Below are 13189 nucleotides of genomic sequence, written 5' to 3' on the forward strand. Positions count from 1 at the left end.
GTAACACATCGCTGCGCGATGTGCAAGTGAACACCCCCGCTTCGCGGGGGTGTTGCGGTTCGCTTCGCTCACCGTGCCCGGCTTCGCCGGGCTTGCTCGTTTCCGCTTCGCTTCAACGGCCGAGGGTACGGCCCGCGTTGTGGGCCGTCAGTCCGTGCTTCGCACGGCCTGGTTGATCGTATGTCAGGTACTGCCAATTCCTCATGCAGTATGGAGAGTTGGGGCGTGCTGCGCACTTCCCAACTGGGGTGGGTCCCCCACCCCGGGTCCTTCCGGCTGCGCCTCTCAGGACCTGGACCCGCTGCGCGGGTCCAGCCGGCGACAGGGGTGACTGGTACTCGACTGAGGGGGCTTCAGTGTAGTGCGTGTATCAGTGAGATGCGGCATGTAGGATTGGCGGAACAACAGCACGCCCCCTCCCTTCGCGACCCCGGGATATCAGACGGAGCTTTCTCGATTCCTGCAATTCGGCTTCGTGAACATCAGGTGACGCGAATTCGCGTATCCGTAAGTCGGTTGGATTCCCTTCGAATATTCCTGTGCCGGAACACGAGAGCCGTGCCACGGTCGTGTCCGCGACCAGCTCCGGGAAGACCTACACGGCCGCCGTGGCCACGCTGGACTGCTTCCGGGACGGCCGGATCCTGGTCATGGTTCCCACCCTGGACCTGTTGGTGCAGACCGCTGAGGCGTGGCGGACCGTCTGCCACCGCTCCCCGATGGTCGCGGTGTGCTCCCTGGAGAGGACGCTGTCCTGGAGCACCACCAACCCCATTCGGCTCGCCCTGTGGGCCGGGCACGGGCCGGTCATCGTGTTCGCCACGTACGCCTCCCTGGTCGACCGGGACGACCCTGAGGACGTGACGGGACAGGCCAAGGTCCGCGGGCCACTGGAGGCGGCTCTGGCTGGCGGAGAGCATCTGTACGGGCAGCAGATGACCGGCTTCGACCTGGCGGGGAATCCTCTCGGGCTTCGAGATCGACGTACTCGAACTCCACAGCGGGCTAGGTGAGCGTGCTGACCACCAGGGCGAGCAGCGCGATGAGCAGGGTGATCGTGCCGCCAAAGGCCACTCCGGCGCGCAGCAGGGCGGCTGGCAGGGAGGCGCCGTCCCAGCGGGCCAGCAGTCCGGCGGTGACGGCGGCCAGCAGCGCCAGGAGGACCGCAGTGAGCAGCGTGAGGGCGAGCAGGGTCAGGGAGGTCGGCGAAGGAGACACGGTTTCTTCCGTTCCGTCGGGCGTGTGCCGGTCAGGAAGGAAAGATGGCTGGGTGGGCGTGCGGTGGCGTTCGGGTGGATGAAGATGAACGGGTCGGAACGCGACCGGGGCTGATCGGGGAGGGGTTTGGGTGCAGACGGACGGGGGTCGGTCGGCGGCGCTGGACGAGTTGAAGGAGCGGCTGCGGCGGCTGCGGGTGGAGCGGCGGTTGTCGATGGCGGGACTGGAGCAGCGGGCGGAACTGGGCCACACCACTGCCAGCCGGGCGCTGAACGGGGCGACCGTGCCCAGCGAGGCGACGGTGGTGGCCCTGGCTCGCGCCCTGCGCACAGATGCCGTCCCGCTGCTGGAGCTGCGCCGCCAGGCCTTACCGCCCGCCCCGCCCGAAGCCAGAGCACTGGGCGATGCGGGCGGGGGTGCGGATGCCCAGTTCGAGGTCCGGTACCGGCGGTATGTAGAGCAGCGGCACGGGCAGTTGTCGGTGATCGGGCTGGATCTGTCCCGGCCGGAGCGGGCGTGCTGGCCGCTGGACGCCGCCTACCTCAGCCTCGAACTCTCCACCCCAGCCCACAGCGCCGCCCTGCCCAACGGCCCGCGCGGGATCGGAGCCGGGCCTGATGGCGGCATGGAGGTGCGGGTGGAGCGGGCCGAGCAGGCCTTGGCCGGACGGCGACGGACCCTGGTGCGGGGGCTGGCCGGCAGCGGCAAGACCACCCTGCTGCAGTGGCTCGCCCTGGCCACAGCCCGCAGGAACCTGCCAGGCGAACTCGCCCACCTGGACAGCTGCCTGCCGTTCGTGCTGCCGCTGCGCACCCTGATCCGCCGCGGAGAACTGCCCGCCCCGCAGGAGTACCTGGCCGCAGTCGGCTGCCCACTCCACGCCGCGCAACCGCCCGGCTGGGCCGACCAGGTACTGGCCGACGGCCTCGCCCTGCTGCTCATCGACGGCATCGACGAAGTCCCCCAGACGCAGCGGACCCACACACGGCAGTGGCTCCGCGAACTGCTGGCCGCCTACCCGCAGGCCGCCTACCTGGTCACCACCCGGCCCTCCGCCGTCCCCGAGGGCTGGCTCGCCGACAGCGACTTCACCGAGCTGACAGTACGTCCGATGAGCACCCGGGATGTCGCGGTCTTCGTCACCCGCTGGCACACCGCAGCCGCCGCCGGCACCAACGACCCTCAAGAACGCGCGCACCTGGCTGCCCTGGACGAAGCGCTGAAGGACACGGTGCGCTCCCAGCGCGACCTAGCCCGGCTGACCACCACCCCGCTGTTGTGCGCCCTGGTGTGCGCCCTGCACCGTGACCGCCGCGGCCACCTGCCCCGCGGCCGCATGGAACTGTACGAAGCGGCTCTGTCGATGCTGCTCCACCGCCGCGACCGCGAACGCGACATCGACGCCCCCGAAGGCCTCACCCTCACCGAACACCAGAGCATCCAGCTCCTGCAACGCCTGGCCTACTGGCTCATCCGCAACGGCCAGACCGAACTCGACCACGACACCGCCCACACCCTCATCGACGACGCCCTGCCCGCCATGCCCCACCTCGCCAGTCAGGCCGACGGGGCCGGTGTCCTCGGCCACCTCGTCGCTCGCTCCGGTTTGCTACGCACCCCAACCGCCGAAACCATCGACTTCGTCCACCGCACCTTCCAGGACTACCTCGGCGCCAAAGCCTGCGTCGAAGCCCGCGACCTGCCCCTGCTCGTCCGGCACGCCCACGACGACCAATGGGAAGACGTCCTGCGCATGGCCGTCGCTCACGCCCGCCCTCATGAACGCGCCACCCTCCTACGCCGCCTCATCGCCCGCGGAGATCGCACCCCCAAGCACCGCACCCGCCTGCACCTGCTCGCCACTGCCTGTCTGGAACACGCCACAGAAATCGACCCCGTGGTGCGCCAGGAAGTCCAGGACCGCACCACAGCGCTGCTGCCCCCACGCAGCAGCGAGGAAGCCCGAGCCCTGGTCACGGTCGGTCCGGTGATCCTTGATTTGCTTCCGGGCCCCGACGGCCTCGAGGACGACGAAGCCGAAGCCGTTGTACACACCGCACGTCTCCTCGGCGGCGACGCCGCCCTCACCGTCATGAAGAAGTTCCGCGCCAGCACCCAGGAGAACATTCAGGGGGTACTGCAGAATGCCTGGGACCGCTTCGACACTCATGACTACATCCGCGAAGTCCTCGCTCATATTCCCGGTCTCTCCGACGTGACCGTGACGTCAACGGAACAGTTGGCTGCCCTCCACCAACTGCAAACTCCCCAGTGGACGGCCTTCGTCGGAGACTTCCCCAGCAGTGCCATGACCGCCGCGCTTGACCCGAAGAAAATCCGGTCGCTGAGCTTCAACCACAATTCCACCCTGCAGAACCTGGACTTCCTCCGCCCCTACACAGCTTTGAGGAACCTCTACCTCATCAGGTGCCCGAACATCACGGACCTCACATACCTGGCCGAGTCCCCCTCCATTGACCGCCTTCAACTCTCGGATTGCGACGCGGTGCGAATCGAAGACCTCGAGGCCGTGACCGGACTCCGGGCCCTGGGCCTCGACATGGCACTCCCGTGCCAGGATCTCGGGGCGCTTCCCGTGTGTGCAGAGTTGACCAGCCTGTTTCTAGGGTCCAAGACATCCGGACACCTCCGCACGCTGCAGGGCATCACCCGCTGGCCACACCTCACCAGCCTGAACCTGCACGGACCCATCAACGACTTCGTGCAAGTGGCGGCACTGCCCAATCTGCGCGAGCTCGTACTACCGGTCGGCCCCGGTCTATCCATGTTCGAGCAGTTCCCGCCCGCCCCACAGATAGAAGAGCTCCACCTGGGCACGTGGACAGAGGGAGACGATCTAGCCCTCATCCGCAGGACACTTCCCCGGCTCAAGAGACTGAGTATCCGCTGCTACGGGGGACACCGGCACGTCGGCCTGACGCCGCTGCGAGGCATGCCCGATCTGACCATCCACATCAGCGGAGCCACCGAAGTCCTCGGCACCGAACACTTCCCACCCGAGGCCATCACCCGCAGCCCCCGCCCGCGCACCTGAAGCCCCGACGAATGGATCGCCCGGCACGTACCGAAGCCACTCCGCTCTCACAGCTCCTTGCGCCCTGCGCCCTGCGCCCTGCGCGCGGCCGGGGCACGGGGGCACGATCGTGTCCGCAACCGACTCGGGCAAGACGATCACAGCGGCGCATGCGCGCTGGAGTCCCGTGTACAACCGGGCGGTCCGCCCGGTTGTGGGCGCGGGAACCGTCGGCAAGGCGTTCTTCTCCCCCGCCGTCGGTTACCTCCCCGGGGTCTCCGCCCCGCCCCGGCCGGGGCGGTCGCCTTCGACCTCGATTCGGCCCACGCGGAGTTCCGGTCCGCCCAGACCGACTGGCTCGTAGTCTCCGGCTCCCGGGCCGTCCTCCCAGGGCTCCGGCACGGTGAACGGCAAGAGCGGCTACAGCTTCCGGATCACGGCGACGGACGGCCCGGACACCTTCCGCATCAAGATCCGGAAGACGTCCGACGGACAGGTCGTCCACGACAACAGTGCCGCAACGCTGGTCCGCGGCATCGTCACGATCGGAGTCCGCCACCGGTGGGGCAGCAGTGAGCGGCTAGGGTCATGGGCCCCCTGTCCTGTGGCAAGGGGCCCATTCCGTGGTCTTTCCTTGGGGGTTCGAGGCGTGCCGACACCTGACGAGATCTGGCAGGACGCCGACCTGCCCACCCGGCGGCTCGCCGGGCTGGCGCTGAATCCCGCCGCTCCGCTGGAGGTCCTGCTGCACCTGCTGGACGAGGCCCCGCTCGCCGTACGGATGGTGCTGTGCCGGGACCGGGTCCTGCCGTCGGCGGTCGTCGACGCCGTGATCGCGCACCCCGACCATCGCACCCGCAGCTTCTTCGCCCGCAACCCCCATGTCGATCCGGCCCAGCGGGCACAGCTCCTGGACGATCCGCACTGGTTCGTCCGCGCCCACCTCGCCGAGGGACCCGGGCCGGGGTACGACGGGCCGCCGTTGCCCGACGACGCCGTCGTGCACATGATCAACAGCTACGAGCAGGAGCACCTCGGTTCCCTCTACCGGCAGTTCTCGCCCGGGCTGCGCCGGTCCATGCCCACGCACCCGGATCCGAAAGTCCGCGCCTGGGGCGTCGGCATGTGGACGTGGCTGCCCGCCGAGACACGGGCCGCGCTGCTGACGGACCCCGACGACGAGGTCCGGTCGAGGGCTCAGCAGCATCTGCGCGACGAGGACCCGGTGTGGGTCGAGAGCGTCCTGCCCGACAGACCGTGTCACGGCCGCACCGACATCCTGATGCACCGGGCACTCAGCAGGGCGGTCGTGGACGCGGTCCTCACCGCGCCGGCCGGCCCGCAGGACCGATCGATGATCGCCGGGAACCCGACGCTGCCGCCCGACGTAGTGAGGCTCCTGGCCGCCGATCCGGACCCGGAGATCCGTGCGGAGATCGCCGGCCGCACCGACCTCGGCCCCGTCGAGCGCCGCACCCTCGCCGCCGACCCCGTGCCGGACGTGCGCAGGGCGATCGCTCGCCACCCGGACCTCAATCCTGCGGAGCGGCAAGCCCTCGCTACGGATCCCGACCCAGGCGTGCGGCTGGCGGTTTCCGTGCACCCCGCGTGGAGCGAGGAGGAGCGGGCCGGAATCGACTACACAGTCCCCTTGGACGGGCTCTTCCTGTTCCGTCCCGAGCCGTTGACGCCCCCGGACCCCGAGGCCGTCCGCCGGGACGCGCTGTCCGGTCATCCGATGCTGCGCAGAAACGCTGCGCGGGTGCACACCCTGCCGGCCGACCTGGTGGCCCGGCTGGCCGTCGACGACGACCTGGGCGTGCGCGTCCTGCTGGCCCAGAACCACCCCGACGCCCCGGCGGCCCTGCTCCTGCGCAGCTTCCTGGAGTACACCGGCCATCAGCGCGACCGCCTCCTCACCCGCCCGCACTTCCCCAGTGACGGACTGGCCGTCCACGCCGACGACGAGGATCCCGCCGTCCGGGCGCTGGCCGCCCGCGACCCCAAGGTCCCCCAGGCCGCCGTGGAGCAGCTCACCCGGGACCCCGACCCCGGCGTCCGGGCCGCGTTCGCACGCCACCCGAACCTTCCGTCGTCCCGGCTGGCGGACCTCCTCGACGACGAGGAGCTGGTCCACCATGCGGCCGCCAACCCGGCGTTGCCCGCACCGGCGATCCGTGCTCTGGTGAGCACCTGCGCCGGGTCAGCCGTCGGCGAGTAGCACTTCCAGCGCCGTCGCGGTCTCCGGGTGGCGGGCGAGCAGGGCCGCTCCGGCGGGCGACGGTCTCCCACGTCCCTTCGCAGCCCAGCAGGTCCGCGAGTGTCGGCGTACACGTGATGGCCTTGGGGCTGGTTCGGGCTCGCTGACGTCGCCGCTCTGAGCGCAAGGCCAGACAAGCGTCCTTGGCGAGCAGCAGCGCGGTGGCGGTCATGCCGCAGTTGCTGCGCGGGCCGATCCGAAGACGTCGTCGAAGCGGTGTGCTTGCTCTGTGCGTACGAGGTGGAAGGCACCGCTGCGGTGGCGCAGGGCGTGGGCGGTGTAGTGGACCACCTCGGCCGGGGTGAGGACCTTCAGGTCGCCGAAGACGTAGTACAGCGGGGTCGGGGCGTGGGCCGCGGTGAAGAAGAGACCGGCGGTCACGGTGTCGGCGCTGACGGCGTAGCGGTCGGTGTCGGTGCTGGGCATGCGGTCTTTGGCGTCGATGGTGATCAGGTCGGCGCCGCGGGCGGCGATCAGGTCGGGGAAGTGCCGCAGGGCGGAGCGGGTCCGGCGCAGAGCCTCCTGTACAGCGGGCGGGTAGGTGCCCTGCCCGCAGGGCTGGACGGTCCAGCCGCGGGCTCGCAGCGCGGCTGCCACCCGACGTTCGTGCATGTCGCCTATCACCTGACGGTCCTGCCACTGCGTCAACTCCGGTTCCCCCTCGGGTACGTTCCGCGATCCCTGCGCGTGATACGAAGGACTCATAGTTCGTCCTACCCTCCTGGACGCTATGATGCTCCTCATGGCGGCATACGTTGACCCACGCTTTCGTCCTACGCTCTGGCCCGGGACGCCCGTGCCGACACCGGAGTTGATGCCTCTTCGCGGGGCGCGGGCCGACGGCGAGTGGATCGTCTGGACCCCGCAGCTCCCTTCCCGCGCGCACACCGTCCCCATGCTGGAGGACTTCTACCTGCGCGAGTTCATGGAGGTCAACCCCGAAGACCTCGACGCCGTGGCCGCCTTGATGCGCACTTACGGACACCTCGGCGGGAGCATCAACACCGGCAGCTGGGACGAGGACGAGGACGAGCGGCTCAAGGAGCTCACCGAGCGCGAACACCCCCGCGCGCCGTTCGCCCTGCACGGCGAACTAGCCACGCTCTACGTGACGCAGGCCCAGACGGCCATCACCACCTGGCTGGCCCTGCGCCGCGAGGGCGGACTCGACGCGCTCATCGCGCCGGAAGTCTCCGAGGAACAACTGGCGCAGTGGCAGTCCGAGAACACGCATCGGGACGAGGTGTGGCCACGCGACCTGGACCATATGCGCGAGCTCGTCCTGGGAATGAGGATCAGCGACCTGGTGGATGAGCTGAACGCCGCGCTGAAGCGGTTCAGTATCGGCATCGGCAGTCTGGGCGACCGTTACCCCACCGTCCTCGCTGTGGCGTTCCTCCAGCTCTACAACCACCTCGCCGAGGACGCCACGATCCGCGAGTGCGCGAATGAGACCTGCCGCCGCAGCTTCGTACGCCAGCGCGGCCGTGCCGCATACGGGCAGAACCGCACCAGCGGCATCAAGTACTGCACCCGCGAATGCGCCCGCGCCCAGGCACAGCGCGAACACCGCCGGCGCCGCAAACAGCAGAACCCGCTCCTCCATCAGCCACCGGCCGAGAACCCGACGCCGCAGGACCGCCCAAAGCCCGTCGGCCAGACGGGAGCTGAGTGATGATCAGCCTGCAGGAACACCAGGTGGAAGCGAACGCGCGCATCCGCGCGTGGGCGGGATTCCCCACAAGGTCATCGGTACCGGCGCAAGGGCTGCGCGGGACCGTCGTCTCCGCGACCGGCTCCGGGAAGACGATCACCGCCGCGTGGGCGGCGCGGGAGTGCTTCCGCGGCGGGCGGATCCTCGTCATGGTCCCCACCCTCGACCTGCTCGTGCAGACCGCCCAGGCCTGGCGGAGGGTCGGCCACCACGGGCCGATGGTCGCCGTGTGCTCGCTGGAGAAGGACTACGTCCTGGAGCAGCTCGGCGTGCGGACGACCACCCACCCGATCCAGCTCGCGCTGTGGGCGGGGCGCGGGCCGGTGGTCGTGTTCGCCACGTACGCCTCGCTCGTGGACCGTGAGGTTCCCGAGGACGTCACGGGCCGGGCGAAGGTGCGCGGGCCGCTGGAGGCCGCTCTGGCGGGCGGGGAGCGGCTGTACGGACAGGCGATGGGCGGCTTCGACCTCGCCGTTGTCGACGAAGCCCACTCAACCACTGGTGATCTCGGGCGGCCGTGGGCGGCGATCCACGACAACTCCCGGATCCCGGCGGACTTCCGGCTCTATCTGACCGCGACCCCGCGCATCCTCGCCTCCCCCCGGCCGCAGAAGGGCGCGGACGGCGGGGAGCTGGAGATCGCGACGATGGCCAGCGACCCCGACGGGCCGTACGGGGAGTGGCTGTTCGAGCTCGGGCTGTCGGAGGCGATCGAGCGGGGCATCCTCGCCGGGTTCGAGATCGACGTGCTGGAGATCCACGACCCCTCCCCCGTCCTCGGGCTGTCGGAGGAGGCGCTGCGCGGCCGGCGCCTGGCGCTGCTGCAGACCGCTCTCCTGGAGCACGCCGCCGCGCGCAACCTCCGCACGGTCATGACGTTCCACCAGCGGGTCGAGGAAGCCGCCGCGTTCGCGGAGAAGATGCCGCAGACGGCAGCCCGGCTGTATGCGGCCGAGGTCTCCGGCGAGGCCCTGGCCGGCGCGGACACCCTGCCGGAGTCGTCGATCGACGCGAAGTTCTACGAGCTGGAGGCCGACCGCCATGTCCCCCCGGAGCGGGTGTGGGCGGCATGGCTGTGCGGCGACCACCTCGTCGCCGAACGCCGCGAAGTCCTGCGCCAGTTCGCAAACGGCATCGACGCCGACAACAGGCGCGTGCACCGGGCCTTCCTCGCCAGCGTGCGGGTCCTGGGCGAGGGCGTCGACATCACCGGCGAACGCGGTGTCGAGGCGATCTGCTTCGCCGACACCCGCAGCTCCCAGATCGAGATCGTCCAGAACATCGGCCGGGCCCTCCGGCCGAACCCCGACGGCACGGCCAAGGTCGCGCGCATCATCGTGCCCGTCTTCCTGGAACCCGGCGAGGACCCCGGCGACATGATCGCCTCCGCCTCGTTCCGCCCCCTCACAGCCGTCCTCCAGGGCCTGCGCTCACACTCGGAACGCCTCGTCGAACAGCTCGCCTCCCACGCCCTGACCAGGCAGCCGCGGGCCAAGCCGCACCACCTCGTCCGCGACGGGGACGGGCGTATCGTCGGGGCCGGCGGCGAAGGCGACGGTGCCGAGAAGCGGGACGGCACGCAGGGGGCGGTGGAGTCCGTGCTGCTGAACTTCTCCAGCCCCCGCGACGCGGCCACGATCGCGGCATTCCTGCGCACGCGGGTCTACCGGCCGGAGTCGCTGGTGTGGTTGGAGGGCTATCAGGCCCTGCTGCGCTGGCGGAAAGAGAACGGGATCACAGGGCTGTACGCCGTCCCGTACGACACCGAAACGACGGTGGGCGTCACCGGACGTTTCCCCTTGGGGCGCTGGGTCCACCAGCAGCGGCGCACCTACCGCGCCGGTGAACTCGACGACCACCGCCAGGAACTCCTCGACGAGGCCGGAATGGTGTGGGAACCCGGCGAGGAAGCCTGGGAGACCAAACTCGCCGTCCTGCGCTCCTACCACCGCGCCCACGGCCACCTCGCCCCCCGACGCGACGCCCTCTGGGGCAACGCCGACAGCGAACTGGCCCCGGTCGGGGAACACATGGCCAACCTCCGCCGCACCCACGGCCTCGGCAAAAACCCCGAACGCGCCACGGCACGGGCAGCGCAGCTGACCGCCATCGATGAGGACTGGGACTGCCCGTGGCCGCTGGACTGGCAGCGCAACTACCGCGTCCTCGCCGACCTCGCCGACACCGAGGCCGGCGCTGTACTGCCAGCCATCCAGCCGGGCGTCCTGTTCGAGGGCGACGACCTCGGACGATGGCTGCAACGACAGTCCCACGACTGGTTCCAGCTCTCCGAGAAGCAGCAGCGCAGACTCGCAAGCCTGGGAGTGAAACCCGCCGAACAGCCCGCACCAGCAACCACAGACGGCTCGAAGGCATCCGGGAAAACATCAGCCTTCCAACGCGGTGTCCAGGCCCTCGCGCAGTACATCGCCCGCGAAGGCAGAACTGTCGTGGGAAGAACACACGTTGAAGAACTGCCGGACGGTTCGGTGGTGAAGCTAGGGGTGTTTTTGAGCAACCAGAAGACCAGGCGGGAGCGTCTGAACGCGGACCAGCGAGCCGTTTTCGCCGAGCTGGGCTACGCCTGGGCCGCAGAGCAGACCGAACACGGCTGACAGCCGTCTGCGGGGCACAGACGACCCGCAGGACCGGCGGGTCCGGGGTGCTCCAAGATGGGGCTCCAGTGTCGTCACGGAGGGGAATCAGGTGCCTGGCCTTGGGTGGGAAGACTGGACAGCGGCGAAAGTGGACCCGAACCGTCTGCCGGCCGACTGGGGCTGGAAAGTCACACGCCCTTCAGGCCGCGGCTTCGAAGACGACCCGATCGACTACGCCGCCTGTCTGCGCGACCGCCGCAGCATCCTCATCGAGGAAACACCCGGCGTGCCGCTGCGGCGCCGCAAGCAGCCATGGCATCGCGCAGCACCGCATGCATCAGGCGCGTCCTACCTGCCGTTCACGACCGAGATCCCGTTCGGGCTGTGGATCATGAGTCTCGCCCCGAACGACGACGAGGAGCGCTCCGGACGGACCTGGGGCCAAAGAATATGGTTCCGGGCACCGGCCTGGTGGGCGCTGGGACCCCAAGGGCGAACAGCAGCAGCACTCCTCGCCCGACTGGAGAAGCTGACCTGGGACGAAGTCCTCACCCTGCGCCGCTCCTACAACAAGGCATGGCCGACCGACCGCGAAGACCCCGCCTGGTACGAGGCACAGGACCACGCCGCGACCGCCGACCGGGCCACGCTGAAGAACGCCCTGATCAAGCACACCGAAACAGCACTGGACCGAACAGCCCGCTCCCACAGCAAACGCGTACGGGACTTCTCCGACGAACAAAAAGCCGTGTGCTTCGCCGCCACGGCCCTCGCAATCGAAGACCTCTCCCCCGGCCTCGCCCACCGCCTCCTCGGACCACTCCGCCTCGCACTCGGCGACGTCCACACCTACCCCGTCCCCTCATGGGCCCACAGCCCGTAACCCAAGGCGAACTGCGGACCAGCCGTGACCAGCCCACATCCGTAGCCGCGGCACAGAGGCGGCAGCATTGGCAGGGTGGCGCCCCCAGCGAACCCAGGGCCAAGTAGAGGTCAGCGTCTGGGCGTCGAGGTCCAGTTCAAACAGGACGGCGCGTCCAAACGCCGCCGCATACCAACGACCACTGAACCTGCACCCTGCCCATCGCAGGTGAGGCCCCGGGGACGTCGCCCGGGGCCTCCTGCTGTCGATCGGGGAGGGTAGCGAACTTGCTGTTCAGATCTGTCCATTCGCGCCATACGCGTTGGGAGGGTTTCCCCATGAACATCGTTGAGAACGTCGCGTCCGGCCTCTTCGTCGCACTGGCTGCCTGGGGCGCCCGGTGGGCCCGGCTCGAATGGCGCCGACGTCGAATCGCTCGCGCTGGATGACGTAACCCCGCTGCCCGCTGATACGACGAATCCGCATGAGAGAAGGGCAAGAGCCATATGGGAGTCATCGAACGGCCGGACCTGCCACCCGGTGCTCGTCGAGACCTCAACCAGGAGCTGCACACCCTGCATCGCCGGGCCGGGCTGCTCAGTGTCCGGGAGCTGGCCGAGGCGGTCGCCAAGAGCCCCACTAGCGTCCACAACGCGTTCCGCCTGGCCAAGGTGCCCGAACAGCGTCTGACGATGGCCATCGTCGGCCGGTTGACGTTGTGGGTCCGCGACTGGGGTGTGGGGATCAGCCAAGCGACCGGTATCGAGAAGACCCTCCGTCGGTTCGAACGGCTCTGGCACCAGGCCAAGTACGAAGAGGAGGCACTTGCCGACCAGGGTGCGCCGCCCCGCATGTCCGACGCCACCCGAAGGCTCCTGTTCGCGCTCAGCCCGGAGTGCTCAATGTCCCACCCGACCCGGCAGCTCCCGCAGCCCCACGACATCGTCGCCCTGGAAGACCCCGCCGCGACGAAGCCCCCGGCGTTCCTCCGTAAGACCGGCCTGCAGCCGGAAGCCCCCAACCCCTGGCATCTGATCCATCTATGCCGCGGTTGCCAGCGCCGCCGCGAAGCCGGTGAACTCACCGAACCAGAACTCCGTGCGGCCCGCTTCGCTCTGGACCGGCGCCCGGGCGCGGCCCGGCACTACGCCGCGTACCTCGACCAGATGCTTCTGGGCGCCGAGGGCGTCATCGACATGAACGTCGCTGGGTCCGCTCTCGCGATCATCAAGGCCGATCCGGAGATGGCAACAACCCCATACACCCTCAACCACGGGGAGATTGTGATCGACCGCACCCATGGTTCCCTGCAGTGGGGACACTACCCATGCGAAGACGATCACTAGCACAGGCGGTCTTCCGGGAGGCTCTTCCCGGAAGACCACTGCTCTGCGCCGGCTCCACACGGGTTGCTCAGGAGGATGCGCTGGGCTCGTGAAGAAGAGTCTCGAACCGGTCCAACGTCTCATCGTCGACCTGCCCGACTAGCGCTATCAGAGGCGTG

General features: G+C 69.3%; 8 protein-coding genes and 1 pseudogene. 7 read left to right on the forward strand and 2 right to left on the reverse strand.

Annotation, left to right across the window (positions count from 1 at the left end; genetic code table 11):
• Positions 1-456: 456 nt before the first annotated feature.
• Positions 457-956: pseudogene (locus OG588_RS00005) on the forward strand (DEAD/DEAH box helicase family protein); the annotation flags it as partial.
• Positions 957-1005: 49 nt separating this feature from the next.
• Here the strand turns inward: OG588_RS00005 and OG588_RS00010 are convergent.
• Positions 1006-1218: a hypothetical protein gene (locus OG588_RS00010; protein ID WP_405945420.1), complete on the reverse strand. Its 213-nt coding sequence runs from the start codon at positions 1216-1218 to the stop codon at positions 1006-1008.
• 130 nt (positions 1219-1348) lie between these two features.
• Between OG588_RS00010 and OG588_RS00015 the strand changes: the two genes are divergently transcribed.
• Together OG588_RS00015 and OG588_RS00020 are read left to right on the forward strand one after the other, a co-directional pair.
• On the forward strand, positions 1349-4273 hold the full coding sequence (locus tag OG588_RS00015; RefSeq protein WP_405945421.1) for an NACHT domain-containing protein: 2925 nt from the start codon (positions 1349-1351) through the stop codon (positions 4271-4273).
• Positions 4274-4901: 628 nt separating this feature from the next.
• The gene (locus OG588_RS00020) at positions 4902-6473 is read left to right on the forward strand and encodes a hypothetical protein (RefSeq protein ID WP_405945422.1); all 1572 of its coding nucleotides are present in this window, start codon (positions 4902-4904) and stop codon (positions 6471-6473) included.
• 207 nt (positions 6474-6680) lie between these two features.
• On the opposite strand, the gene OG588_RS00025 is transcribed toward OG588_RS00020, so the two are convergent.
• Positions 6681-7124, reverse strand: coding sequence for a hypothetical protein (locus OG588_RS00025; protein WP_405945423.1), 444 nt, complete (start codon positions 7122-7124; stop codon positions 6681-6683).
• A gap of 202 nt (positions 7125-7326) precedes the next feature.
• On the opposite strand from OG588_RS00025, the gene OG588_RS00030 reads away from it, so the two are divergent.
• The 4 genes from OG588_RS00030 to OG588_RS00045 all read left to right on the forward strand — a co-directional run bounded on the left by OG588_RS00030 (position 7327) and on the right by OG588_RS00045 (position 13031).
• Complete coding sequence (locus OG588_RS00030; RefSeq protein ID WP_405945424.1) at positions 7327-8187, forward strand: hypothetical protein; 861 nt, start codon at positions 7327-7329, stop codon at positions 8185-8187.
• Positions 8187-10841 carry a Helicase associated domain protein gene (locus OG588_RS00035; RefSeq protein WP_405945425.1) on the forward strand — a complete coding sequence of 885 codons (2655 nt, stop codon included), beginning with the start codon at positions 8187-8189 and terminating at the stop codon, positions 10839-10841. Before OG588_RS00030 ends, OG588_RS00035 begins: the two co-directional genes overlap by 1 nt.
• 130 nt (positions 10842-10971) lie before the next feature.
• The gene (locus OG588_RS00040; protein WP_405945426.1) at positions 10972-11706 is read left to right on the forward strand and encodes a hypothetical protein; all 735 of its coding nucleotides are present in this window, start codon (positions 10972-10974) and stop codon (positions 11704-11706) included.
• Positions 11707-12191: 485 nt separating this feature from the next.
• Positions 12192-13031: a hypothetical protein gene (locus OG588_RS00045; RefSeq protein ID WP_405945427.1), complete on the forward strand. Its 840-nt coding sequence runs from the start codon at positions 12192-12194 to the stop codon at positions 13029-13031.
• Positions 13032-13189: the final 158 nt, after the last annotated feature.

It is taken from the genome of Streptomyces prunicolor (assembly GCF_045162825.1).
In the GTDB taxonomy this organism is placed as follows: Bacteria; Actinomycetota; Actinomycetes; order Streptomycetales; family Streptomycetaceae; genus Streptomyces; species Streptomyces prunicolor.

Bases quoted from the DNA above. Each gene is read 5' to 3' on its own strand.
- OG588_RS00025 (WP_405945423.1), bottom strand. From the start codon at position 7,124: ATGCACGAACGTCGGGTGGCAGCCGCGCTGCGAGCCCGCGGCTGGACC.
- OG588_RS00030 (WP_405945424.1), top strand. From the start codon at position 7,327: ATGCCTCTTCGCGGGGCGCGGGCCGACGGCGAGTGGATCGTCTGGACC.
- OG588_RS00035 (WP_405945425.1), top strand. From the start codon at position 8,187: ATGATCAGCCTGCAGGAACACCAGGTGGAAGCGAACGCGCGCATCCGC.
- OG588_RS00045 (WP_405945427.1), top strand. From the start codon at position 12,192: ATGGGAGTCATCGAACGGCCGGACCTGCCACCCGGTGCTCGTCGAGAC.